Raw genomic sequence first — 25,045 nt, 5'->3', positions numbered from 1 at the left:
AGAGGAGTCCACCCGATGAGCGAATCCGTCAACCTCCCGGCGCTCGGCGAGAGCGTCACCGAGGGCACGGTGACCCGATGGCTGAAGAACGTCGGTGACCGGGTCGAGGTCGACGAGCCGCTGCTCGAGGTCTCGACCGACAAGGTCGACACCGAGATCCCGTCGCCGATCGCCGGCGTCGTGGAGGAGATCCTCGTGCAGGAGGACGAGACCGTCGAGGTCGGCACCGCGCTGGTGAAGATCGGCGACGGGTCGTCCGACGGTGGTTCCTCCGACGGCGGCTCCACCGAGTCGGACGAGTCCTCGAACGAGGCCGCCGCCGACGCCGAGGAGCCCGAGGCAGCCCCGAGCACCGAGCAGGAGTCCGAGACCCCTGCCCCGGAGCCGGCCGAGCCCGAGCCGGCGCCCGCCGGTCAGACGCAGCCCGCTGCGCCGCAGGCCCCGGCAGCACCGCCCGCCGCCGCTCCGGTGCCGCAGGCCGCTCCGGTCCCGCCGCCCGCCGCTGCCCCGCCGGCAGCGGTCCCGGCTCCCGCCGCCGCTCCGGCTCCGGCTGCAGCCTCGGGTGGCTCGGCCGCCAGCGCCTCGGTGCCGAACCCGACGCAGGACGCCTCGGCCTCCGGCTACGTCACCCCGCTCGTGCGCAAGCTCGCGAACGAGCAGGGTGTCGACCTCTCGACCGTCACCGGCTCCGGCGTCGGCGGACGCATCCGCAAGGAAGACGTCCTCGCCGCTGCCGAAGCCGCTGCGAAGGCCCCGGCTGCCGGCGGCTCCGCCGCTGCGGCCCCGGCCGGTCCGTTCGTCGCCGAGGTGTCGCCGCTGCGTGGCACCCGCGAGAAGATGACCCGCCTCCGCAAGGTCGTCGCCGAGCGCGCCGTGCAGTCGATGACCTCGACCGCGCAGCTCACCAGCGTCGTCGAGGTGGACGTGACGAAGGTCGCGCAGTTCCGTGACGCGCACAAGGCCGAGTTCCTCGAGAAGACCGGTTCGAAGCTCTCCTTCATGCCGTTCTTCGCCCTCGCGGCGTCCGAGGCGCTCAAGGCGCACCCGAAGATCAACTCGACCGTCGAGGGCGAGGAGATCGTCTACCCGGAGACCGAAAACGTCTCCATCGCGGTGGACACCGAGCGCGGCCTGCTCACCCCGGTGATCAAGGACGCGGCGTCGCTCAACCTGGCGCAGTTCTCGCAGTCGATCGCGGACCTCGCCGAGCGCACCCGCAACAACCAGCTCAAGCCGGACGAGCTCGCGGGTGGCACGTTCACGCTGACGAACACCGGTTCGCGTGGCGCGCTGTTCGACACCCCCGTGGTGTTCCTGCCGCAGTCGGCGATCCTCGGCACGGGCATCGTGACGAAGCGTCCGGCGGTCGTGAAGGTCGACGGGCAAGAGGCCATCGCGATCCGTTCGTTCGTCTACCTCGCGCTGTCGTACGACCACCGGATCATCGACGGCGCCGACGCGTCGCGCTACCTCGTCGCGGTGAAGAACCGCCTCGAGGAGTGCAACTTCGGCCCGAACCTCGGGTACTGAGCCCAGCGCTCGTCGTACTCCGGACGGCCCCGATCCCTCCGTGGATCGGGGCCGTTCCCCGTTGCCGGCGTGTTCAGCCGATCGTGAAGACCACCGCCGCGGTCAGGCCCGCCGCGACCACGACCCCCACCAGCGCGCGTCGGAGCGGCAGCCGTCTCCCACCGCCGATGAGGAGGCCGTGCTGGACGACCCCGCGCAGCGCCGTCTCGAGGGAACCAGCCGGCCGCGGTGGCATCGCCGTGCGCTCGGGCAGCCCGACGAGCAGGTCGTCCGACGGCCGTTCCCATCGGACCGGGCGCGGCGCCGCGGCCGCTCGGACCACCGCCAACGCCGCACGCACCGCCGTCGTGTCGCCGTCGAGGGCCTCGGCGAGGGCGCCATCGACGGCCGGACGGTCCGGCGCGCGTGCGTCGATCCGCTCCCACACCAGCCGGGCCGCGAGGACCAGGACCCTCGCGCCGCACTGGTCGGACCGACGGACGCCGTCCGACCCGGGTGGCCGGTCGCACAGCACGACCGCACCGGCATCGTCCACCAGGACGTCGTCGAGCCCCGCGGAGCCGATCTGCACCGCGCCGGAGCGTTCGGTCACCGCGAGCTCGAGCATCGGGACGGTGAGCGTCACGGCGACACCGGTGGTCGGCGTGCCGAGGGTGTCGAGTGCCGCGGACAGCACCGTCCCCGCGGGACGGAGGACGTCGACGGCGAGCCGTCCGTCCGCCAGCCGGCCGACGTCGACGACCGGGACGAGGTGCCGTGCCGAGGGATCCGGGGCGATGGCGGCGCGGTCGGCGACCCAGGCGAGGAACGGCTGCTCGTCGTCCACCGCGTGCCACCGGACGTGATCGGAGAGCGTCTGCATCCGGACAGCCTGGCCGGGCCCGCCCAGCCTCCGGCGGACGGGACGCCGTCCTGTGGAGAACGCTGTTCGCCCACAGCCAGAGCATCGACGGTCCTCGGAAGTCGGGACAGGCCGTATCCTGGTCGCATGGCACGCAGCAGTTCTCAAGGTACGACGGCGAAGGAGCCGGGTCGTCTCAAGCAGATGTACCAGGTCTTCACGATGACCCGTCGGGCGGACCCGAGTTCCGTCTGGTGGTTCGCCCTGGCGTTCGTCGTCCCGGTGGTGCTGGGCGTCCTGCTCGCTCTGCTGCTGCCCGGGCAGAACTGGCTCGCGGTCATCCTCTGGATCGTGGCCGGCGTGCTGCTGGGTGTGCTGCTCTTCCTGATCGTCCTCGGTCGGCTGGCCGAACGTGCCGCCTACTCGCAGATCGAGGGGCAGCCCGGTGCCGTCGGTGCCGTGCTGTCGAACTCGCTCCGCCGCCAGTGGCGCTCGAGCGAGATGCCGGTCGCGGTGCACGGTCGTTCGCAGGCCGCTGTCTACCGGGCCGTCGGCACCCCGGGCGTCGTGCTCATCACCGAGGGTCAGCGCGGCAACCTCAACCGCCAGGTCGACGAGGAGCGCCGCAAGGTCCAGCGCATCGTCCCGAACGTCCCGGTGCACGTCGTGCACGTGGCCAGCGGCAAGGACGGCGACGGTGACGACTCCGTGACGCTGCACAAGCTCCCCCGTGCCATGAACAAGTTCAAGAAGGCGCTCAACCGCAACGAGGTCCTGGCGGTCGCGAACCGGCTCGACTCCCTCACGCAGAGCCCGGCCGCGGCGATCCCGAAGGGGATGGACCCGATGCGGGCCCGCGCGGGACGTCCGCGCTGACGGACTCCCCCGCAGACGACGAACGCCCCCGACCGTGCCAGGTCGGGGGCGTTCGTCGTCTGCGGGCAGCATGGCAGGGCGGGCGGTGGCGCGGTGGGGTCGGCGGCGTCGCGCAGTGCGGCGGCGCGCAGTACGGCGTCCGCGCGGCGTCATGCGACGTCGGCGGCCTCGCACGGTGCGGCTCTCGCCAGTCGGTGCGAGGTCGACCAGGCGGTGCGGGCTCGTCGTGCGGCGCCGAGTGGGCAACTCCACGCCCGGCGAAGCACCTCGCACCGTGCAGCGCGGGTCCCGTGCGCTGGCGGTCCGAACGTCGGCGATGGGTCGATCGCGCACCGTGCGAGGTTCGGCACACCGTGGGACCGGTGCCTGCTCGCACTGACGACGGAACCTCGCACCGTGCTGCGCCGCGCTCTCGCGCCGCCCGTGCCACGCGCTCCGCGCCGCCGCGCTCTCGCGCCGCCCGCGCCACGCGCTCCGCGCCGCCGGGAGCGGCCTCGCGAAGCCGCGGCCCCGGCCCCCTCAGCGCCGCACCAACACCGTCCCCGCGATCCGGTCGTGCGCCCCACGGCTGTCGCGGTCGATGATCAGCGCCGGCACGACGAGGCACAGCAGCACCGTCCGCACCACCGGCCGCCAGACCCCGACGTATCCGCCGCGCATCGGCACCACCCGGAGCCCGACGCACACGTGCCCGAACGACCCCGACAGCAGGCAGATGAACAGGATCTGCAGCACGGCGAAGATCGCGATCTGGATCCACGAGTGCGCGATGTCCCCCGAGCCGTTCACGGGCGACCACACACCGGTCACGTACGCCACGAGGTCGGCCAGCGCACCGTCGATCAGCAGGGCCACGATCCGGCGGCCGATCCGCCCGACGCTGCGGGGCCCCTCTTCCGGCAGGCCGAGGTCCTTGCCCGGCCAGCCGTCGGGATGCCCCGGTCCCCCGGAGGACGACGCGGACGACGAACTGGTGCTGCGGGCCATGGTCCCAGCGTAGGCGAACGGGTCGACGTAACACGCACGAAACAATCCAGTCATGTCCGGGAAACTCGGTGTCAATAGCCTCGTCGGAGGGTGCCGAGATGGACCCTCCGACATCACCCAACCCATTGGAGATCGGCCCACATGTTCAGCGATTCCTCCGAGGTCCTGGCCTTCATCAAGGACACCGACGTCAAGTTCCTCGACATCCGGTTCACGGATCTGCCGGGTGTGCAGCAGCACTTCAACATCCCGGCCTCCACCGTCGACGAGGACTTCTTCTCGGTCGGCCAGCTCTTCGACGGCTCCTCGATCCGCGGCTTCGCGTCGATCCACGAGTCCGACATGCAGCTCATCCCCGACGTGACGACGGCGTACATCGACCAGTTCCGCGCCGAGCGCACGCTGATCATGATCTTCGACATCTACAACCCGCGGAACGGCGAGATCTACGGCCGTGACCCGCGTCAGGTCGCCAAGAAGGCGGAGAAGTACCTCGCGTCGACGGGCATCGCGGACACCGCGTTCTTCGCCCCCGAGGCCGAGTTCTACATCTTCGACGACGTGCGCTACTCGGTCACCCAGAACAAGTCGTTCTACTCGGTCGACTCCGAAGAGGGCGCCTGGAACACCGGTCGCGAAGAAGAGGGCGGCAACCTCGCCAACAAGACCCCCTACAAGGGCGGCTACTTCCCCGTGTCGCCGGTCGACAAGACGGCCGACCTCCGCGACGACATCACCCTCAAGCTGATCGAGGCCGGCTTCGAGCTCGAGCGCTCGCACCACGAGGTGGGCACCGGCGGTCAGCAGGAGATCAACTACAAGTTCGACACGATGGTCCACGCCGCGGACGACATCCTGAAGTTCAAGTACATCGTCAAGAACACCGCCGACCAGTGGGGCAAGGTCGCCACGTTCATGCCGAAGCCGCTCTTCGGTGACAACGGTTCAGGCATGCACACCCACCAGTCCCTCTGGAGCGACGGCAAGCCGCTGTTCTACGACGAGAACGGCTACGGCGGCCTGTCCGACCTCGCCCGCTGGTACATCGGTGGCATCCTCAAGCACGCCCCGGCGCTGCTCGCCTTCACGAACCCGTCGATCAACTCGTACCACCGTCTGGTGAAGGGCTTCGAGGCCCCGGTCAACCTGGTCTACTCGGCCGGCAACCGCTCCGCCGCGATCCGCATCCCGATCACGGGCACGAACCCCAAGGCCAAGCGCATCGAGTTCCGCGCGCCGGACGCCTCGGGCAACCCGTACCTCGCGTTCGCCGCGCAGCTGATGGCGGGCCTCGACGGCATCCAGAACCGCATCGAGCCGCACGAGCCGGTCGACAAGGACCTCTACGAGCTCCCGCCGGAAGAGGCGAAGGGCATCCCCCAGGTCCCCGGCTCCCTCGACGAGGCGCTCGAGGCGCTCGAGGCGGACCACGAGTTCCTCACGAAGGGCAACGTCTTCACCGAGGACCTCATCCAGACCTGGATCGACTACAAGCGCGAGAACGAGATCCTCCCGCTCGCGCAGCGCCCGCACCCGTTCGAGTACGAGCTCTACTTCGGCGTCTGACACGCACCGCACCACGAACGCCCCCGCACCGGTCTCCGGTGCGGGGGCGTTCTCGCTGTGCCGACACTCGCCTGCGGGCCCGGCTACCGGGTGAGAACGTGCCTGCCTGGAGGCGCGGCGCACGCCCGGCGGGCCGGCACCGCGCCTCCAGGCGGTCGCCTCGCACGTTCCTTCCCATCACACGCGCGCTGCCATGACGAATCGGGCGTACCTGGTCGGAAGTTCCGACCAGGTACGCCCGATTCGACCAGGTGCGCCCGAACGCGCCGGGCACACGAGAACGGGGCCCGTGCCGCCCCGGCACAGACCCCGCTTCGCGTCCGGGTGACTACCGCGCGGTGGCCACCGCGTCGTTCGTCCCCGCAGCGACGCTCACGGGTGCACCCGTGACCGGAGTGGGCCGTCCCAGGGAACGGACGGTCCAACCCGCCTTGACCCAGTCGGCGACCGGGAGGCAGTTGCGGGCGTCGATCACCGTGCGACGCCCCACGATCGAGGCGAGCGCCGCGGGGTCGGCAGCGATGACCTCGTCCCACTCAGTGAGGACGAGCACGACGTCGGCGTCCTCGATCGCACCCTCCATCGACGACGAGTAGGTGAGCGTCGGGAAGGAGCGGCGGGCGGTCTCCATCGCCTCCGGGTCCCACAGGGTGACCTGGGCGCCGCGGAGGTGCAGCGCAGCGGCGACGTTGAGTGCCGGCGAGTCGCGGACGTCGTCGGTGAGGGGCTTGAACGCCGCCCCGACGACGGCGACGCGACGGTTCAGCACGGAGCCGCCGAGCGCGTCGATCGTCATGTCGATGACGCGCTCACGCTGGCCCATGTTGATCTCGTCGACCTGCTGCATGAGGCCGACGACACGACCGGCACCGAGCTCGTTCGCGCGGTGCATGAGCGCCCGGATGTCCTTCGGCAGGCAGCCACCGCCGAATCCGAGGCCGGCGTTCAGGAACTTGCGGCCGATGCGGGCGTCGTGCCCGAGAGCGTCGGCCAGGGTCGACACGTCCGCACCGGTGATCGCGCACATCTCGGAGATCGCGTTGATGAACGAGATCTTCGTGGCGAGGAACGCGTTCGCGCTGACCTTGACGAGCTCCGCCGTGGCGAGGTCGGTCGTGATGACCGGGGTGCCCTCGGCGATGGGAGCGGCGTAGACCTCGCGGATCACGGCGTCGGCCGATGCGGAGGCACCGCCCCAGACGAGCCGGTCCGGGTGCAGCGTGTCGTCGACGGCCTTGCCCTCGCGCAGGAACTCCGGGTTCCAGATGAGCTCGGCGTCGATGCCCGACGGGGTGAACTCGCGGACGATGCCGCGGAGCCGCTCGGCCGTGCCCACCGGGACCGTCGACTTGCCGACGATGAGGCCGGGGTGCGTCAGGTTCTCGGCGACACCGCGGGTGGCGTTCTCGACGTAGGTGAGGTTCGCGGCGTGCGACCCGGCGCGCTGCGGCGTCCCGACGCAGACGAAGTGGACGTCGGCCGCGGCCACGGCCTCGGGCAGCGACGCCGTGAAGCGGAGCTTGCCGCTGGCGACGTGCTTCGTGATGAGCTCCGGCAGGCCGGGCTCGTAGAACGGGACCTCGCCGGCCGAAAGGGCCGCGAGCTTGGCGGGATCGACGTCCACGCCGATGGTCTCGAAGCCCATCTCGGCCATGGCGGCCGCGTGGGTGGCACCGAGGTAGCCGGTGCCGATGACGCTGATGACGGGTGCCGGACGGGAGTCTGCGGTCTTCTTCTGAGCGGTCACTGCTTGACCTCCTGCAGGTCGTAGTCGGTGTCGGTGCGCGAGATGCCGGCCACGAAGGCCTGGAGGCTGTCGGCGCGGGAGTTGAGTCGCCAGTCGTTCGTGGTGCGGACGCCGTCCACGACGGTGGTCGCGGTCTCGCTGAAGTACGAGAAGCCGATGACGTCGTCGTTCGCCGGTTCCGCGAGGCCGTCGAAGAGCGAGGTGATCCACTTCGCCTTCTGCCCGTTGGTCACGCTCGTCCCGGTCTCGGTCGCACCGATCTCACTGAGGAGGATCTTCTTGTCCGGTGCGATCTGGCGGAGCTGGGCGAGGGTCTTGCCGAACGTGTTGTCGAAGGTCGGCGACTCGGAGGCGGTGCGGTAGTACCCGCTCATCCCGACCCAGTCGACGTACTTCGACTCCGGGTAGTACTCACGCAGGTAGTCGAGCTGCATGTACTTGTCGTTGCCGAGCTTGTCGATGCGGCTCGGCGCCCAGTTCCAGATGACGTACTTGTTCGCGCCGCTGGCCTGGAAGACGTCGTGCACGTGCTGCCACATCGCCACGTAGGACCCGGCCGCGTTCTGCTGTGCCGTCCCCTCGGACCAGTTGTACCAAGAGCCGTTCATCTCGTGGTCGAGCCGGATGACCATCGGCTGCCCGTTCGCCGCGAGGGCCTTCGCGTACTTCGTGAGGTAGGCGTCGAACTTGCCCGACACGATGTCCTCGTTCGTGTACCCGGGGACGTACTTCGCGTCGTTGCCCGTCTTGGCGGGTGCGGACTCCCAGGTCATGAGCGGCAGGCGGCCGTTCGCCCACGCGCGCTGGACGGCGGTGGCGTTGAAGTCCTGGTCGAAGCCCTGGAAGAAGCCGACCATGTTCGTGGCCTTGCCGACCTGCTGCGAGACCTCGTCGTACTCCGCCCAGTTGAAGGGCGACTGCGCGGTGTAGAGGCCGTACCAGCGAGCCGGCTGCGCCATGATCTGCGCCTTGGTGGGGACGGCGATCGGGGTCGTGCCGGGGTCCTTCGAGGGGCCGCCGTTCGGGTTCGTGACGCCGTGGTTGCCGGAGCCGGAGCCGGAGCCGGAACCGTTGCCGGCGCCGCCGGAACCACCCGAGCCACTGCCCGAACCGTCGCCCGACCCGGAGCCGCCGGAGCCGCCGGAACCGTCGCCCGACCCTCCCGAACCCGACGCGCCGTCACCGGACCGTGCCCCGGCGGCCTTGGCAGCACCGAGGTCCGACTGCAGCGACGCGATCTGCGCCTTGAGCTCGGCGATCTGGTCGGCACGCGAGCCGGACTGCGCGGTCGAGGAGTCGAGCTTGCCCTCGAGCGCCCAGATCTTCTCCTGGGCGGCCGTGAGCTTCGTCTGGAGCTCGGCCGCCGAGATCTTCTTCTTCGGCGGCGTCACACCGAGCGCCTGGTGGACCGCGGTGGACACCGAGCCCGCCGGGGACACCCAGACGTTCCAGGTGATGAGTCCGAGGACGAGGACGATGGCGGTGGTCCCGACCGCGGTGAGTCGTGCGTGCTTGCTGGACTGGGCCCACCAGGCACCTGAGGAGCGGATGAGGTCAGACAATGAGGAAGGCCTCCAGGGCGAAGATCGCGAAGCCGATGCAGTACGGGATCGCGGCGTACGGGTTGTACCGACGGACGCGTGCCGGGGCGGGGGCCGCCGCAGTCGCCGACTGCGACTGCGCTGCAGTGGCTGCCGAGCGGCGGGTCGCGAGCACCGTCGCGGTGGAGTTGGTGGTGGCGTCCGGGCCGAACAGGTCGTCGAACGCCCGGTCCACGGCGCGCTGGTCGTCGCCGTAGCCGGCTCCACCGGCCGGGGCCGGGGCAGCCGCGTCGATCGGGCTCACCGGGGTCTGGGTGGCGACGGCCGAGGGCTGCACCGCGTCCGCGGGGTCCTCCTCCATCGGTCCACCCGCGTACGCACCGGCACGGGTCCCCCAGCCGGACGCGTGCGCCAGGCGGAAGAAGCCGATGAGTCGGATCGGCATGAGGAAGAACGTCGACACGATGATGAACATCGGCAGGCGGAAGAAGTCGCTCGGCTTCTCGGCGAGGTGCCGCATCTGCCGGATCGCCATGCTGAGCACTGACGAGACCACCATGAGGGCGGCGACGTAGACGAAGCCGGTCGAGAAGCCGTACTGCTGCAGGATCCCCTGGTAGAGGTTCTCGCCCTGGCCGGTGAAGGCGCGGTAGATCCAGCCGGCGATCACGCCGAACAGCATGAACGGCAGGATGATGTCGGTGAGGAAGAACACCGCGAGGATCGGCGCGTGACCGAGCATCCACGGGAGCATCCGGAGCGTGTTGTACTGCGAACCACGGGCCCAGCGGAGCTGCTGCTTGAACAGCTTCTTCACCTGCAGCGGAGCGTCCGTGTAGACCAGCGAGGTGTACTGGTAGACGGTCCGGTACCCCTCCTTGAGCGTGAGGTTCGTCAGGGTCCGGTCGTCGGACACCTCGAGGAACACGCCCATGAACTTCTCGTGCATGAAGCGGTCCATGACGCGCACGAGGATGTCGCGGCGGAAGGCGATCGTGCGCCCGGGCAGGCAACCGATCTGACCGAGGACGCTCTGCGCGGGCATCGAGTACAGCGCGCGGGAGTTCTCCAGCCAGTCCGCCCAGCGGGTGATCCAGCTGCGGGTCGGCTCGAGGATGCGCTGGCGCGTCGTCACGCCACCGACCGAGGCGTCCGCGAACGGCTTGAGCAGCTCGTCGAGGGTGCCGGGCGTCCACACCGTGTCCGAGTCGACGAGCACGGTGATGTCGCCGTTGGACATCTCGGTGCCGACCTTGACGGCGTTGCGCTTGCCCGGGATGGGCGTGTGCGTCCAGCGGACGAGTGGGGCGAACTCGTCACAGACCGCTTCGAGGGCCTCGTTGCGGGCGCCGTTGATGACGACGATGATCTCGCCGGGACGCTGCTCGACCATGCGGCCGATGACGTCGCGGAAGAGGTCGAGCGGTTCGTCCACGACGGGGACGACGACGCTCGTGGTGCCGGTGTAGGTGCCGGTGTAGGGGCGGTAGCGGGCGGACAGGATGACCTTGAGCAACCAGAGCAACCAGATCACCGCGGAGTACACGGCGAACAGGTAGAACTCGGGGTGCCCTTCGACCATCTGCCTGATCTGCAGAATGAAGGTGAACATCGATCCCTGCTTCAACGTTCGAGGTGGAGATTCCGCTTCGTTGGGGAATCAGGGCCGGTTCGGGTGACCCCATTGATGCAGAACCGTGACCCGGTGCGCAACGCGACCCCCGACCGGGGGCGTTACGGCCACGTTACGGGGTACACCACGGTCCCCCTCCGCGTGTGGTCATCGTGTCCGCACTGGTGCTGACAGCACTCCGGTGGACCACGTTCACCGCGCAACGCGCGTTCTGCAGACCTCCCGGGCCCGGGAGGCGCGACTCACCTCTGCAGGAAACCCCCGGTCAGCGGATGGTCACCTCGGACCGCGTTGCCTCGCCTGCCGGGCACGTTCCAGTCACCCCGGATGCTCGGTAACGACCAGGTAACGAGCGCTCATCAGTGCGCCGCCGGGGTACAGGCAGATGTCGAACGGGGGACGCTGCACGTTACGGGGAATTCACTTCCGAGGACGTGTCAACTCGCTGCGAAACACGTCGGTCCGGGCGTGTCGCGACGGGCGTCAGGCGCCGTAGAACTCGCGCTCGAAGACCTGACGTGCCCGGCGGGTGACCCCGAGGTAGTCCTCCTCGAGCTCCGAGGCGGACCCTGGCGGGTACTCCATCAGACGTGCGATGCCCTCGAGCTGCACCCGGTCGACGGGCAGCACGTCCGTGGTCTTGCCCGACCAGAGCACGAGCGCGCTCCGGGTCCGCGAGGCGAAGCGCCAGGCGGCACCGAGACGCTCGGCGTCGTCGGGGGCGACGAGGCCGGCGTCGCGGGCGGCGTCGAGCGCCTCGAGCGTGGACGTCGTCCGGAGGCCCGGGATCGTCAGCGCGTGCTGCAGCTGGAGGAGCTGGACGAACCACTCGACGTCGCTCAGGGAACCGCGGCCGAGCTTGAGGTGCCGGGCGGGGTCCGCACCGCGCGGGAGGCGTTCGGACTCGACACGGGCCTTGATGCGTCGGACCTCGCGCACCTGCTGGTCGTCGATGTGCTCCGGGTAGCGCGTGCGGTCGGCGAGGTGCTCGAAGTCACGCAGGAGCTGCGCGTCCCCGACCGCCCCGCGGGCCCGGAGCAGCGCCTGGGCCTCCCACGTGAGCGACCAGCGGGCGTAGTACGCGCCGTAGGAGTCGAGCGTGCGCACCACGGGGCCGTTCTTGCCCTCGGGGCGGAGGTCGATGTCGAGGTCGAACGGGTGGATCGCGTCGTCGGTCAACCGGGCGAGCTCCCGCACGATGGTCTGCGCCGCGCGCGAAGCCTGTTCGGACGGGACGTCCTCGGTCGCCCGGTACACGTAGAGGACGTCGGCGTCCGAGCCGAAGCCGAGCTCGCGGCCGCCGTACCGCCCCATCGCGATGACGCCGAACTCCAGGCCGGCCGGGGCGTCCCGTCGCGCGAGCGTGAGGGCACCGGCCAGGGTTGACTCCGTGACGTCGCTCAACGCCGGGCCGAGGGCATCGACGTCGAGGTGTCCGAGCACGGCGGCCATGCCGAGCCGGAGCGTCTCACGCCGTCGGGCGGACCGGACCAGGGCGGCCGCGCCGTCCACGTCGTCCCCGTGCCGTGCCGTCGTCGCCGTGACCTCGGCGAGCAGCGACTCGATCGGCCGGGGGCGCAGCAGCGCCTCCGGTTCGTCGAGCCAGGCCACGGCCTCGGGGAATCGTTCGAGCAGCCCGGACAGGAACGCCGACTCGGAGAGCACGGTGGTGAGCGAGTGTGCTGCGCCGGAGGAGTCCCGGAGCATGCGGAGGAACCAGCTCGACTCCCCCAGGGTGTCGCTCAGCCGACGGAAGGCCAGGAGCGCCCGGTCCGGTGCCGGTCCCTCGGCCATCCAGCGCAGGAGCACCGGCAGCAGGTTCCGCTGGATCGCCGCCCGGCGGCTGGTGCCCTGCGTCAGGGCTCGGATGTGGCCGAGTGCCCCGGCGGGGTCCGCGAAGCCGATCGCGCCGAGCCGGTCGACCGCCTGGTCGCTGGTGAGCACGATGTCGCCGTCGCTCGCGGCCACCGCGGACAGCAGGGGCCGGTAGAACAGGCGCTCGTGCAGGCCGCGCACCTCGAGCTTCACCGCACGCCACCGTGTCTCGAGCGCCGCAGCGGACCGTGCGAGACCGCTCGACCGCGCGAGGACCCGGAGCTCGTCCTCGTCGGACGGCATGAGGTGGGTGCGCTGCAGGCGGCGGAGCTGGATGCGGTGTTCGAGCAGGCGGAGCAGGGCGTAGTCCGGCCCGAAGCGGGCGGCCTCGGCACGGCCGACGTAGCCGGCGTCGGTGAGCGCGTCCATCGCCTCGAGCGTGGACCGGACCCGGACGGTCTCGTCGTCGCGGCCGTGCACGAGCTGCAGCAGCTGCACGGTGAACTCGACGTCGCGCAGACCGCCCGGCCCGAGCTTGAGCTGCCGGTCGACCTCGTCGTCGGGGATGTTGTCGGTGACCCGCTGCCGCATGCGCTGCACGGACTCGACGAACCCCGGTCGTTGCGCGGACGTCCACACGAAGCCGGCGACCGCGGTGGCGTAGCGCTCCCCCAGGTCGACCGACCCGGCGATCGGCCGCGCCTTGAGCAGGGCCTGGAACTCCCACTCCTTCGCCCAGCGCTCGTAGTACGCCACGTGGGAGTCGAGCGTCCGGACGAGTGCGCCGTCCTTGCCCTCCGGCCGGAGGTTCGCGTCGACCTCCCACAGCGCCGGTTCGGCCGCGAGGTCGGTGATGGCGTGCGTGGCCGCGATCGCCAGCCGCGTGGCGATGAGCACGGCACGGTCGGTCCCCACGCCCGTGCCCGCCTCGTCGTCGTGGGTCGGTTCGGTGACGAAGATGACGTCGACGTCGCTGACGTAGTTGAGTTCGCGGGCCCCGGCCTTGCCCATCGCGATGACGGCGAGCGGCGTCGCCTCGACGTCGGCCGCGGGGAACGGGACCTCGCGTCGGGCGACGTCCACCGCGGCCTCGAGCGCGGCACCGGCGAGGTCGGCCAGCCCGGCCGCGACGGCGGGGAACGCCTCGGTCGGCGCGGCGTTCAGGACGTCGAACAGCGCGATCTGGGCCAGGTGCCGGCGGTAGCGCACCCGGAGCCGGAGCCGGGCGTCCTCGCCCGTGGCACCATCGATCGCGGCGAGCAACGAGTCGGTGTACTCCTGCTGCGACCACGGGGCCGTCACCGGCGCCAGGAGCAGGTCTATCTCCGCCGGACGTCGGTGCAGGAACTCGCCGAGCCCGACCGACGCCCCGAGGAGCCGCACGAGCCGTTCGGTGGCGGCGTCGTCGGCGAGGACCGGACGCAGTTCGTCCGGCGCGCGCTCGAGCAGCCGCTCGAGCGCGCGGAGTGCGCCGTCGGGATCGGCCGTGGACTCCCACAGTGCCGGGGACCCGCTCACCGGCACCTGCAGGTCGGGGCCGAACCGCGCCTCCAGGTCGGCGATGCGTTCCAGGGTCTCCGACAGCTCCGCGAAGCCCAGGCGGGCCAACTCGGAACGCGACGTCGTCGTCCGACCGGTCATGTGGTGCGCGCCCCCGGTGCCGTCAGAGCGCGCCGAGGTTCGTGTCGAGCTCGAACGGCGTGACCTGGTCGCGGTAGGCCTTCCACTCCTGGCGCTTGTTCAGCAGCACGAAGTTGAAGACCTGCTCGCCGAGCGTCTCCGCCACGAGCTCCGAGTCCTCCATGAGGCTCAGCGCGTGGTCGAGGCTCGCCGGCAGCTGGCTGTACCCGAGGGCACGGCGCTCGGAGTCGGACAGGCTCCAGACGTTGTCCTCGGCCTCCGGCGGGAGCTCGTAGCCCTCGTCGATGCCCTTGAGCCCCGCGGCCAGCAGCAGCGAGTACGCGAGGTACGGGTTCGCCGCCGAGTCGATGCCGCGGTACTCGATGCGGGCGGACTGGCCCTTGTTCGGCTTGTACAGCGGGACGCGCACGAGGGCCGAGCGGTTGTTGTGGCCCCAGGTCACGAACGACGGGGCCTCGTCACCGCCCCAGAGGCGCTTGTACGAGTTCACGAACTGGTTCGTGACCGCGGTGATCTCCGGCGCGTGCTTGAGGACGCCGGCGATGAAGTGCTTCGCGGTGTCGGACAGCTGGTACTGACCGCCTGCCTCGTAGAAGGCGTTCTGGTCGCCCTCGAACAGCGACACGTGCGTGTGCATGCCCGAGCCCGGCTGGCCGGAGATCGGCTTCGGCATGAACGTCGCGTAGACGCCCTGCTCGATCGCGACCTCTTTCACGACGGTGCGGAACGTCATGATGTTGTCCGCCATCGTCAGTGCATCGGCGTAGCGGAGGTCGATCTCGTTCTGGCCGGGGCCGGCCTCGTGGTGGGAGAACTCCACCGAGATGCCGAGGTCCTCGAGCATCCGGACGGACCGGCGACGGAAGTCGTGCGCGCTGCCACCGGGGACGTTGTCGAAGTAGCCGGCGCGGTCGACGGGCTGCGGGCCGCCGTCCTTCCAGTCACGGCTCTTCAGCAGGTAGAACTCGATCTCGGGGTGCGTGTAGAACGTGAAGCCGCGTTCGCTCGCCTTCGCCAGCGTGCGCTTGAGCACGTTGCGCGGGTCGGCGACGGCGGGCTGGCCGTCCGGCGTCGTGATGTCGCAGAACATCCGCGCGGTCGGGTCGATCTCGCCGCGCCACGGCAGGATCTGGAACGTCGACGGGTCCGGGTGGGCCAGGACGTCCGCCTCGTACGAGCGCGTGAGGCCCTCGATCGCGGAGCCGTCGAACCCGATGCCCTCGGCGAACGCGCCCTCGACCTCGGCCGGGGCGATCGCCACGGACTTCAGGGTCCCGATGACGTCCGTGAACCAGAGTCGGATGAACTTGATGCCCCGCTCCTCGATGGTGCGGAGCACGAAGTCCGTCTGCTTGTCCATTGACGCCCTTTCCGTGGTGCAGCTGGTCCAGCTGGGAGTCTCAGCCTATTGGTCTTCGTCGTCCCAACGCTCGTTGTTCGCCTTGATCCGGTCCAGGGCGTGTTGCGCTTCCTCACGCGAGGCGAACGGGCCGATCCGGTCGCGCTGCGGCGACTGCGGGCCCTGCTCGACGGTGTGCGTCTTCTCGTTGAACCACCACTGGGACTCGATGCGTTCGTCACTCATGCCGCCACCGTACCCAGGTGGGGCGGCGGCGGTGCGGGCGGGCCGCGCCCCGCGCGCTGGGCGACCGCCTGGAGGCGCGGTGCCGGTCCGTCGGGTCGGCACCGCGCCTCCAGGCGGCCGCGTCCGCGCGACACGCGGCCCCGGCTAGAGTGGTCCGCATGCCCCGGGACGAACACGGACACCTGACCGCCGGCCGCATCTCCCCGTTGCGGTCCGTCCCGAAGGAGATCGAGCGCCCGGAGTACGTCGGCAAGGCCGAGCCGCACGAGCACGGACTCGGCGACACGTACACCCCGGACGAGGTCGAGCGGATCCGGACCGCCGGGCGCATCGCCTCCCAGGCCATCGACGCCGTCGGCGCGGCGATCCGCCCCGGTGTCACGACGGACGAGCTCGACCGGATCGGCCACGAGTTCGTCGTCGCGCACGGCGCCTACCCCTCGACGCTCGGCTACCGCGGCTACCCGAAGTCGCTCTGCTCGAGCCTCAACGAGGTCATCTGCCACGGCATCCCCGACGACACCGTCCTGCAGGAGGGCGACCTCGTCAACATCGACATCACCGCCTACAAGGACGGGATGCACGGCGACACGAACCGCACCTTCATCGTCGGGCAGGCGTCGCAGGAGGTCGAGGACCTCGTGACCCGCACGCGACTCGCCCTCGAGCGCGGGATCAAGGCCGTCGCCCCTGGTCGGCAGGTGAACGTCATCGGCCGTGCCATCGAGGCGTACGCGAAGCGCTTCGGCTACGGCGTCGTCCGCGACTACACCGGCCACGGCGTCGGGCGGGCGTTCCACTCCGGGCTGATCATCCCCCACTACGACGCCCCGCGCTTCGACGACGTCATGGAGCCCGGCATGGTCTTCACGATCGAGCCGATGCTCACGCTCGGCGGCATCGACGCCGACATCTGGGCCGACGACTGGACCGTCTCCACCCGGGACAAGTCGTGGACCGCACAGTTCGAACACACCCTCGTCGTCACCGAGCGCGGCGCGGAACTCCTCACGGTCTCCTGACCTCCACACCGAAAGGCTCCTCATGACCACCCTCGCAGTCGGCGTCGACATCGGCGGTACGGGCATCAAGGGCGCGATCGTCGACGTCGCCACCGGCGAACTCACCACCGACCGGATCAAGAAGGCCACGCCCGAGGGCGGGAAGCCGCACGACATCGTCGCCGTGGCCGCGTCCATCCTCGACGAGCTCGCTCCGGCGTCGGACGTGCCCGTCGGGGTCTGCTTCCCGGCGATCGTCCGCGACGGCAAGACCATGTCCGCGGCGAACGTGTCGAAGAAGTGGATCGGCTTCGAGGCCGAGGCGCTCTTCGAGAAGGAGCTTGGCCGCTCCATCCACTTCGTCAACGACGCCGACGCCGCCGGGTACGCCGAGCAGCAGTTCGGTGCGGCGAAGGGCAAGGACGGCCTGGTCGTCGTCACGACGCTCGGCACGGGCATCGGCACGGCGCTCATCAACGACGGCGTGCTCATCGTGAACTCGGAGCTCGGGCACCTCGAGATCGACGGGCACGACGCCGAGTCCCGCGCCTCGTTCGCCGCGAAGGAGCGCGACGACCTGTCGTGGAAGCACTGGGCGAAGCGGCTGCAGAAGTACTACTCCACGCTCGAGGCCCTGCTCTCCCCGGAGCTCTTCGTCGTCGGCGGCGGGGTGTCGAAGCAGTACGAGGAGTTCCTGCCGCTGCTCGACCTGCAGGCGGACATCATCCCGGCGACGCTCCGGAACAACGCGGGCATCATCGGCGCCGCGACCCTGGCCGCGCGGAGCGCCTGACGCGTCTGACGCGTCTGACGCGCCTGCGTGGGCTCGCCCGGACGCCGAGGTCGCACAACACGCCGCGCGCGTCCTGCCGAGGTCGCACAAGGTGCCGCGCGCGTCTCGTCGGGACGGCACTTCGCGCGACCTCGGTGTCCGCGCCCGGTAGACTCGTCCTCGCGAATGGGTCGGTGAGACGGTCGCGTCACTCCCCCGGGAGTGCCGAGGAACGTCCGGGCTCCACAGAGCAGGGCGGTGGGTAACACCCACCCGGAGCAATCCGCGAGACAGTGCCACAGAAAGCAGACCGCCGGCGGCGACGTCGGTAAGGGTGAAACGGTGGTGTAAGAGACCACCAGGGGTCCGGGTGACCGGATCCGCTCGGTAAACCTCGCCCGGAGCAAGGTCAGACAGAGGACGCTGAGGCTGCTCGCCGAGTCCTCGGGTAGACCGCTGGAGGCCGACGGCAACGTCGGTCCGAGAGAGATGGCCGTCACCGCCGCGCGAGCGGCGGGACAGAACCCGGCGTACGGCCGGCCCATTCGCACCCCACGCCCCCGCGTGCCGCGGGCGCTGACCGCGGCACTGTGCGCGGGCGCACGGTGCGCGGAGCGCGAACCCGTGCCGGGTTGCGCACTCGGTGCGCCGCTTCAGCGCGCCACGGCGTGACCGACACCGCACCAGGTCGTGTGCGCCGCACCGTGCGCCCGGCCCGCGCCGGGTCGCGCGGTGCGGCCGGCCCGCCCCCGTTAGCGCACGCACACGACGGACGGGAGGCGCGGTGCCAGCCGGCACCGCGCCTCCCGTTCGTCGTCTGGTCGCGTCTAGAGCCCGGACTCCGCCGTCCGCACAAGGATCGCGTCGCTGTCGGGGCAGAGCACGACGTCGTCGGGCGCAGCCCGCCGGATCGTCTGCAGGTCGGAGTTCGTGAGTGTCACGCCGGACGCCGTGGACACCCCGCCCTGCAGCAGCGAGGCACCGAAGCCGTACCGCGCCCGCTGCCGGTCGTACAGCGCGAGGAGGTCCGCCGGCACCTTCGCGGCGACGGCGGCACGGCTCTGCGTGGCCGATTCACGGTCGGACTCGAGCCGGGCGATCTCGGCGTCGCGCTCGGCCACGAGCCCGGCACGCGCGGCTTCGACGTCGGCGAGCTGCGCCTCGATGTCGCCGACGCGGGCGCGGAAGCCGTCGAGGTTCTCCATGACCTCGAGTTCGGCCGTCTCGAGGTCCCCGATGCGGCGCTGCAGCGACTCGAGCTCGCTCTGGAGACCAGCGGCGTCCTTCACGCTGGAGACGTTCTGGAGCATCGTGGTGTCACGCTCCACACGGGCCTGCGCCGTGGCGGTGTCGGACTCGAGGCGGGCGAGTTCGCGCTCGGCGTCCTCGACCTCGCCGGTGGCCGCCGCGAGCTGGGCGCGCAGCCCCGCCGCCGTGGTGCCGAGCTCGGTGAGCCGGTCCCCCTTCTGCAGCGACGTGATGCGGTGCGCGATCCGGGTGACGTCGTTGTCGAGACGCTGGACGTCGAGGAGGATGACCTGGTCCTCGGGTGCTGCCTTCATGGTCAGACTCCTTGTGTGTCGGTGGTGGGTTCGGCGGCCGGCAGGACGGCGAAGTCCCACGGGTCGGTGCGGAGGTCGCTCACGGTGACGCGGACGCCCGCGGCGCGGCGGAGTTGCTCGGCGGCGACGTCGAGCCAGAGCCACTCGGTGGCCCAGTGCGAGGTGTCGATGAGGGCGGGCCCGCCGACGAGCATCGCCTGCTCGCGGAACTCGGACGCCGGGTGGTGCCGGAGGTCGCTCGTGACGTAGACGTCGGCACCGAGCACGTCGAGGTGCCCGAGGTACGCGTCGCCGGCGCCGGCGCAGAGCGCGACGGAACGGACGGGCCGGTCGAACTGCCCCGAGACCCGGACGCCGGTCGCGGTGCCGGGCAGGAGGTCCACCAGCGCCCGGGCGAGCGCGCCGAGCGTGGTCGGTTCGGCGAGCACCCCGACGCGGCCGATGCCCGTCGACGGGTCCGCACCGGGCTCGAGCGGGCGCTGGTCGGTCAGGCCGAGCCGGTCGGCGAGGACGGCCGAGGTACCCGTCGTCACGACGTCGGCGTTGGTGTGCGCGGCGACGAGGGCTGCCCCACCACGGACGAGGGTGGCGAGCACGCTGCCCTTGTAGGTCGACTCGGCGATCGTGGTGACGCCGCGGAGCAGCAGCGGGTGGTGGGTGAGCAGCAGGTCAGCGCCGAGCTCGACCGTCTCGCGGGCGGTGGCCGGGACGGCGTCGACTGCGAGGTGCACGTGCTCGATCGTCTGGTCGGGGTCCCCCGCCACGAGCCCGACGGAGTCCCAGGACTCGGCGCCGGCGGCGGGCCACAGGTCTTCGATCACGGCCTGGAGTTCGCGGAGCGTCGGCATCCCTTCAGTCTACCGAGCCGCCCGGGTCGGTCCGGGCGCCCTGTGGACGACGACGGCACCGAGCAGCACTGTGGACGACGGGTGATGCGCCGCTGCCCGGTGGATCAGCGGCGACCGAACGCGCGCAGGACGACGGCGACGAAGCGCGTCCACCACCCGGCGGAGGCACGGTCCTCGGACGCGACGTCGGCTGCGTGGGCCGGGTGCCCGGCGGGCGTGTGCGCGGCGGGCGCGTGGGCGGCGGTCTCGGCGGTCGTCGGGACGACGGCCTCCGGGAGCACGACGGGCGTGCTCGCCGTCGCGCCGGCGTGCGCCGTCAGCGCGGCGGCGAACGCGGCACGGTCGATCACGGTCGGCCCGGTCGCGGGCTGGACGAGTGGCGTGGGTCGCGTGTTCGCGGACACCGGTGAGACGACCGGGAGGGACAGCACCGGACGAGCGGGCTCGTCGCGTCCCGCCGTGGTCGCCTCGGGGGCGTCGATCGCGTCCACGACCTCGGTCGCGTCCACGAGCGCGGGAGCGGGCGCGGAGCCGGTCGGGGCGACGACAGCGGTGACGACGGCGGGTGCCGGGACGGCGGCCGACGCGGGCACGCCGGCGACCGGCACGCTGCCCGTCGCCGCACGCCGCGCCGCGGCACGGTCACGACGATCGGCCTCGAGCGCGGCATCGGCCAGCAGGTCCGCGAAGACGGAGTGGGCGAACGCCCGAGCGGCCTCGACCTCGGGGTCGCGCTGTCCGGCGACGGTGGCCTCCCACGCGGCGAGGCGAGCGAGGTCCTCGTCACGACGACGGACCTCGTCCTCGAGGATCACGATGCGCTCGATCGTGCTGCGGCCGCTGGACGAGGACACCTCGACGGCGAGGTCCTCGATGCGGAGGGCAAGGCGCTCCGGCGGTTCAGGGAAGGACGGCGCGCAGACCGCGGCGTGCCGAGCACGGTCGCGGGGGCGACGGAAGGCGGAGTCGTCGGCCGGCACACCGGCGTCGACGACGGCCGCGGCGCCGCTGGTCGTGGCGGGCTCGACAGGGGCGTCCGACGCTGCGTCCGGACGCTGCACGGGCCCGGTGACCGGCGGGACCACGAGGTCCGACAGGTACGGGGCGCGCGTCGCCGGGGCGTCACGGAGCCACTCCTCGAGCTCGCGACCGAACGGGTCGACGAGGGGGGTGCGTGCACCGGACTGCGTTTCCATGATCGAAGGATAAATATCGCAACGCTCATCTCGGCGGACATCCCCGGTGTGTCGCCGGAGTCCCTGCCATATCGCCTCGAAGGTGAACGGCGTGTCGCGGGCGGGGTCAGAGCGTGCGCTCGAGGTCGTCCACGAGTGCACGGCCGGCCGACCAGGCACCGAGACCACTGGCGACGTTCACGTGGCCGAGCGCGCCGACCCGGACGGCTCCGGCACCGAGGACGTCCGCGAACGCCAGGGCCCGGTCGAGCGTGCAGTACGGGTCGTCGTCGCTGACCACCAGACGCGTCGGGACCGCAGGGGCCGCCTGGGCCACCGGCTCGACGAACCCGGCCGCTGCGGCGGGGAACCCCGGCGCGAGGGGGTCCGGCGGCGCCACGAGGAAGGCACCCGCGACCTCGGCGTGTCCGCGCTGCCCGAGCCACGCGGCGACGGCGAGGACGCCCAGGCTGTGCGCGATGAGCACCGGCGGTTCGTCGACGGCGGCCACGGCGCTGGTGATCGCGCGGGACCAGTCGTCCGGGTCGGGCTCGCTCCACGACGCCGGTGCGATCCGGACGACCGCGCCCGGGTCGTCGGCCGACCGGTCGTCCTGCCACAGCGACTGCCAGTGGTCGGGGTCGGAGTTCCAGATCCCGGGGACGATCACCCACGGTCGAGGTCTGCGCACCCTCGAAGCGTAGTGGGGGTCCGATCAGCCGTGCAGCGTGTCGCGCGGGTACTCGCCGAACCGGGCGGCGTACGCCCCCGAGAACCGTCCGAGGTGGGCGAAGCCCCACCGCACGGCGATCGCGGCGACCGTGACGTCACCCGGCGACGAGCGGCGGAGTTCCTCGCGGACGCGGTCGAGTCGGATGCCGCGCAGCATCGCGTTGGGCGCCGTACCGACCTGCCGCTGGAACGCCTGCTGGAGCCCGCGCACGCTGAGCCCGACGTGCTCGGCCACGTCGGTCGTGCTGATCGGTGTGTGGGCGAACGCGTGCATGTACTCGACGGCCTCGCGGACCCGGCCGGTGGCGCCCTGCGGCAGGGTGATGTCCGGCGCGAGCACGGTGTGCGGGAAAGTGCGGAGGAGCGCGAGGGCGGTGTCCCGGGCGGTCTCCGCGAGGACCAGCCGTGACACCGGTGCCTCACCGAGCACGGTCTCGGCGGCCCGGCGGACCTGGGCGTTCCACCCGCGGAGGTCCTCGCGCCGCGGCGGCTGGGTGTGGTCGAACACGAGCGGGGCCGGCTGCGTCCCGTGCTCCTCGGCCGCCACGCCCTCGAGGAACGTGCGATCGAACTGCACGAGGCTCTGCCGGACGTCCTGCAGGTCGAAGGCGAACGGTCGACCGGTCGGGAACATCATCGGCGTGCCGGGCGTGAAGGCGACCTCTTGCCGCCCGACGTCGACGGTGCCCCCACCGTCGGCGAGCCACATCACGACGTACTCGTCACCGGACTCGAGCTCGCCCTGCATCCGGGCGTCGAACCGCGTGGAGCGGAAGGACATCGTCTCGTCGCCCGTGACCCGGAAGCGGTAGCTGAACGGGCGTTCCGTGCGCTCCGCTTGGAAGCCCACGCTCTCGTACGCGTCCTCGTACATCTGGATCGCCGCCTCGAGGTCGGCCCCGGACGTCTCGAAGCTGATCCTGGGGTCGGGCTCGACGTTCATCGACTGGATCGTGACACGGCGGAACGGAACCCACGGGATGTATGCGCACGCATTGCGGATACCGGCCCACGGGCTGCGCGAAGCGGACGAACCGTTCCGTCAGACACGAGCGACACTCAGTGGCGCCCGCGCCGGACCGTCCACAGGTTCCGGTCCGCGACCCGTTCGTAGCGCAGGTCGTCGACCACCATCTGCACGAGCGCCAGCCCTCGCCCGCTCTCGGCCAGCGCGTCGGGAAGCTGCGCGGCGGACGGGTCGACCGGCACCGGCACACCGTCGTCGGTCAGCTGCGCCTCGACCGCGTCGGAGCCGACGTCGAGGTGGAGCGAGCACGAGACGCCGCGACCGGCCGCGCCGTGCTCGATCACGTTCGAGGTGAGTTCGACCAGCGCGAGCTCGAGGGCCATCCGGTCCTCGGCCGAGACGGTGGGCTCGGTGTCCCACACCGTCGCGAGGAACGCGTGCACCGCCGTGACGTCGTCCGGCGGGCACGCCAGGTCGAGGCTGTGCCCACCCACGGCGGCGTTCATGCCCAGTCGGTCACCGCGGCGTCCCCGTCCGGGTACGTGCGGAGGATCTTGTCCATGTTGGAGAGCTTCAGCACCATCTCGACCTGGTCGGACGGCGCCGCGATGCGGAGGTCTCCGCCGGCCTGTCGCGCGGCCTTGAGCGACCCGACGAGCGCGCCGAGACCGGAGGAGTCCATGAACTCCACCCCGGACAACTCGACGACCACGCGGGGTCGCCCGTCGCCGACGACCTTCGCGACGGTCTCGCGGAACGTCGGGGCCGACACCATGTTGAGTCGGCCGCTGCACTCGAGCACGGCGGCGCCGGCGTCCGCTTCGTGTACGACGATGTCCATGTCGGTGCCTCCTGGGATCGGTGCGGGGTGCACCCTGCAACCTACCGGGTCCGGGTCACGAACTCGTCGAGGCGCGTCCGGTCCGTCGCGTCGCCAGCAGCTGCACGACCACGGCGGCCGCCATGAGCACCGCCATCACCGACCCCATCGCGACCGCCGTCCCGCCGAGCGCTCCCGCGAGCGGCGTGCCGAGGCCGCCGAGCCCGAACGTCAGCCCGCCCTGCAGTGCTGCGGCGGTCCCCGGATGCGCGGCACCGACGTGCTGCGTTCGGGTCATCGCCGCCGGCAGGACGAACCCCCACGCCGCGGTCACGACGGCGAGCGAGACCCAGACCGGCACCGCGCCGGCCCCGAGCAGCGCGGACACGAGGACGCCCGTCGCGCCGAGGGTCCCGAGCGCCAGGCCGAACGACAGCAGCGCGTCCTCCGAGAACCGACCGACCACGCGGCGGAACACGAGCGTCGTGACGATCATCATCGAGGCGTTCGTGGCGAACACGAGGGTGTACATCCCCTCGGAGAACCCGAAGCCGGTCTGGAACACGAACGAGCTCGTGGCGATGTACGCGAAGAAGCCGATGGTCGAGAGCACCCCGGTCAGCACGTACGCACGGAACCTCGGGATGCCCATGAGCTCGCGGATGCGTCCCCAGTTCGCACCGAGGCCCACCCCGCCGCGGAACGCCCGCGGCAGGGTCTCGTGGAACCGGACGACCACGGCGACGAAGAACGCCGCACCGAGCACCGCGAGGACGACGAACATGAGTCGCCAGGTGCCGATCGTCAGCACCGCTCCCCCGGCCAGCGGGGCGACGACGGGGCCGATCGCGTTGATCGCCGCGAGGGTCCCGAACACCTTCGCCATCCGTGGCCCGTCGACCACGTCCGAGACCATCGCCCGCCCGGCGACCGCCCCGGCAGCACCCGCCAGCCCCTGGAACACCCGCGCCACGACGAGCGTCACGACGTCCGGCGCGAGCGCGCACCCGACGGAGGCGACGGCGAAGACCGCCGTGCCGACGAGCATCAGCGGACGCCGCCCGATGCCGTCGCTCACCGGTCCGGCGAGCAGCTGCCCGACGGCGAACGCGACGAGGAACGCCGTCAGGGACAGCTGCACGGCACCGGGCGTCGTGCCGAGGTCGCGTGCGATCGCCGGCAGGGCCGGGATGTACATGTCGGTCGCGAACGGCGAGACGCCGACGATCAGGGCGAGCGGCAGGATCGGTGGGAGGGCGGTCGTCCGGCTGGTCGGTCCTGTGCGCTCCGTCGTCACGTCGGCCACGCTACGCGCCCCCGAATCGATTCGACAAGGGCGGTGGTGTCGCGTTGCCGACACCGAGACGGCCAGGAGGCGGGCCCCACCAGCCGGTACCCGCGCACCG

Annotated in this window: 21 protein-coding genes and 1 other RNA gene; 6 read left to right on the top strand and 16 right to left on the bottom strand. The window is 71.3% G+C overall.

Annotated features, from left to right (window positions below; translation table 11 throughout):
- Positions 1-15 precede the first annotated feature (15 nt).
- Positions 16-1,530 carry a 2-oxoglutarate dehydrogenase, E2 component, dihydrolipoamide succinyltransferase gene (gene sucB / locus ACEN8D_RS01830; protein WP_495601126.1) on the top strand — a complete coding sequence of 505 codons (1,515 nt, stop codon included), beginning with the start codon at positions 16-18 and terminating at the stop codon, positions 1,528-1,530.
- A 73-nt stretch (positions 1,531-1,603) separates the two neighbouring features.
- Here sucB and ACEN8D_RS01825 read toward each other — a convergent pair whose 3' ends face one another.
- Positions 1,604-2,392, bottom strand: a complete 789-nt coding sequence (locus ACEN8D_RS01825) for a hypothetical protein (protein ID WP_413461489.1) — start codon at positions 2,390-2,392, stop codon at positions 1,604-1,606.
- Between the two features lie 126 nt (positions 2,393-2,518).
- Between ACEN8D_RS01825 and ACEN8D_RS01820 the strand changes: the two genes are divergently transcribed.
- Entirely contained in the window at positions 2,519-3,247 is a 729-nt protein-coding gene (locus ACEN8D_RS01820) for a DUF4191 family protein (RefSeq protein WP_309779440.1), read from the top strand.
- Positions 3,248-3,766: 519 nt separating this feature from the next.
- Here the strand turns inward: ACEN8D_RS01820 and ACEN8D_RS01815 are convergent.
- Positions 3,767-4,234, bottom strand: coding sequence for an RDD family protein (locus tag ACEN8D_RS01815; protein WP_413461490.1), 468 nt, complete (start codon positions 4,232-4,234; stop codon positions 3,767-3,769).
- A gap of 141 nt (positions 4,235-4,375) precedes the next feature.
- On the opposite strand from ACEN8D_RS01815, the gene glnA (ACEN8D_RS01810) reads away from it, so the two are divergent.
- Positions 4,376-5,800, top strand: a complete 1,425-nt coding sequence (gene glnA, locus ACEN8D_RS01810; RefSeq protein ID WP_070418787.1) for a type I glutamate--ammonia ligase — start codon at positions 4,376-4,378, stop codon at positions 5,798-5,800.
- 328 nt (positions 5,801-6,128) lie between these two features.
- Here glnA (ACEN8D_RS01810) and ACEN8D_RS01805 read toward each other — a convergent pair whose 3' ends face one another.
- The 6 genes from ACEN8D_RS01805 to ACEN8D_RS01780 form a co-directional block, all read right to left on the bottom strand.
- Positions 6,129-7,547, bottom strand: a complete 1,419-nt coding sequence (locus tag ACEN8D_RS01805) for a UDP-glucose dehydrogenase family protein (protein ID WP_070418786.1) — start codon at positions 7,545-7,547, stop codon at positions 6,129-6,131.
- Positions 7,544-9,109, bottom strand: a complete 1,566-nt coding sequence (locus tag ACEN8D_RS01800) for a glycoside hydrolase family 26 protein (protein ID WP_309889428.1) — start codon at positions 9,107-9,109, stop codon at positions 7,544-7,546. Before ACEN8D_RS01800 ends, ACEN8D_RS01805 begins: the two co-directional genes overlap by 4 nt.
- Positions 9,102-10,700, bottom strand: a complete 1,599-nt coding sequence (locus ACEN8D_RS01795) for a glycosyltransferase family 2 protein (protein ID WP_070418784.1) — start codon at positions 10,698-10,700, stop codon at positions 9,102-9,104. Before ACEN8D_RS01795 ends, ACEN8D_RS01800 begins: the two co-directional genes overlap by 8 nt.
- A 504-nt stretch (positions 10,701-11,204) precedes the next feature.
- The gene (locus ACEN8D_RS01790; RefSeq protein WP_413461491.1) at positions 11,205-14,177 is read right to left on the bottom strand and encodes a bifunctional [glutamine synthetase] adenylyltransferase/[glutamine synthetase]-adenylyl-L-tyrosine phosphorylase; all 2,973 of its coding nucleotides are present in this window, start codon (positions 14,175-14,177) and stop codon (positions 11,205-11,207) included.
- Between the two features lie 22 nt (positions 14,178-14,199).
- Positions 14,200-15,537, bottom strand: a complete 1,338-nt coding sequence (gene glnA / locus ACEN8D_RS01785; RefSeq protein WP_070418782.1) for a type I glutamate--ammonia ligase — start codon at positions 15,535-15,537, stop codon at positions 14,200-14,202.
- A 45-nt stretch (positions 15,538-15,582) separates the two neighbouring features.
- Entirely contained in the window at positions 15,583-15,762 is a 180-nt protein-coding gene (locus ACEN8D_RS01780) for an SPOR domain-containing protein (protein WP_309889422.1), read from the bottom strand.
- A 158-nt stretch (positions 15,763-15,920) separates the two neighbouring features.
- Between ACEN8D_RS01780 and map the strand changes: the two genes are divergently transcribed.
- The 3 genes from map to rnpB all read left to right on the top strand — a co-directional run bounded on the left by map (position 15,921) and on the right by rnpB (position 18,083).
- A complete protein-coding gene (map, locus tag ACEN8D_RS01775) occupies positions 15,921-16,784 on the top strand; it encodes a type I methionyl aminopeptidase (protein ID WP_261646026.1) in 864 nt (287 codons plus the stop codon).
- Positions 16,785-16,806: 22 nt separating this feature from the next.
- Positions 16,807-17,556, top strand: coding sequence for a polyphosphate--glucose phosphotransferase (ppgK, locus tag ACEN8D_RS01770; RefSeq protein WP_413400027.1), 750 nt, complete (start codon positions 16,807-16,809; stop codon positions 17,554-17,556).
- A 166-nt stretch (positions 17,557-17,722) separates the two neighbouring features.
- Positions 17,723-18,083: RNase P RNA component class A (gene rnpB, locus ACEN8D_RS01765), an RNA gene on the top strand.
- A gap of 279 nt (positions 18,084-18,362) precedes the next feature.
- On the opposite strand, the gene ACEN8D_RS01760 is transcribed toward rnpB, so the two are convergent.
- The 8 genes from ACEN8D_RS01760 to ACEN8D_RS01725 form a co-directional block, all read right to left on the bottom strand.
- Positions 18,363-19,097, bottom strand: coding sequence for a zinc ribbon domain-containing protein (locus ACEN8D_RS01760; RefSeq protein WP_413461923.1), 735 nt, complete (start codon positions 19,095-19,097; stop codon positions 18,363-18,365).
- Between the two features lie 2 nt (positions 19,098-19,099).
- The gene (locus ACEN8D_RS01755) at positions 19,100-19,945 is read right to left on the bottom strand and encodes a Nif3-like dinuclear metal center hexameric protein (RefSeq protein ID WP_413400315.1); all 846 of its coding nucleotides are present in this window, start codon (positions 19,943-19,945) and stop codon (positions 19,100-19,102) included.
- 104 nt (positions 19,946-20,049) lie between these two features.
- Positions 20,050-21,141: a hypothetical protein gene (locus ACEN8D_RS01750; protein WP_495601125.1), complete on the bottom strand. Its 1,092-nt coding sequence runs from the start codon at positions 21,139-21,141 to the stop codon at positions 20,050-20,052.
- 106 nt (positions 21,142-21,247) lie between these two features.
- Positions 21,248-21,811, bottom strand: coding sequence for an RBBP9/YdeN family alpha/beta hydrolase (locus ACEN8D_RS01745; protein WP_309889411.1), 564 nt, complete (start codon positions 21,809-21,811; stop codon positions 21,248-21,250).
- A 24-nt stretch (positions 21,812-21,835) separates the two neighbouring features.
- A complete protein-coding gene (locus ACEN8D_RS01740; protein ID WP_413398836.1) occupies positions 21,836-22,795 on the bottom strand; it encodes an AraC family transcriptional regulator in 960 nt (319 codons plus the stop codon).
- A gap of 116 nt (positions 22,796-22,911) precedes the next feature.
- On the bottom strand, positions 22,912-23,325 hold the full coding sequence (locus ACEN8D_RS01735; RefSeq protein WP_070418773.1) for an ATP-binding protein: 414 nt from the start codon (positions 23,323-23,325) through the stop codon (positions 22,912-22,914).
- Positions 23,322-23,660, bottom strand: a complete 339-nt coding sequence (locus tag ACEN8D_RS01730; protein ID WP_070418772.1) for an STAS domain-containing protein — start codon at positions 23,658-23,660, stop codon at positions 23,322-23,324. The genes ACEN8D_RS01735 and ACEN8D_RS01730 overlap by 4 nt, the downstream gene beginning before the upstream one ends.
- A 55-nt stretch (positions 23,661-23,715) precedes the next feature.
- Positions 23,716-24,936, bottom strand: coding sequence for a multidrug effflux MFS transporter (locus tag ACEN8D_RS01725; RefSeq protein ID WP_413398837.1), 1,221 nt, complete (start codon positions 24,934-24,936; stop codon positions 23,716-23,718).
- Positions 24,937-25,045: the final 109 nt, after the last annotated feature.

The sequence above is a fragment of the Curtobacterium sp. Curtsp22 genome, from assembly GCF_059492135.1.
Note: the sequence above shows the minus strand (reverse complement) of the source record. Positions and strands in the feature narration are given on the sequence as shown.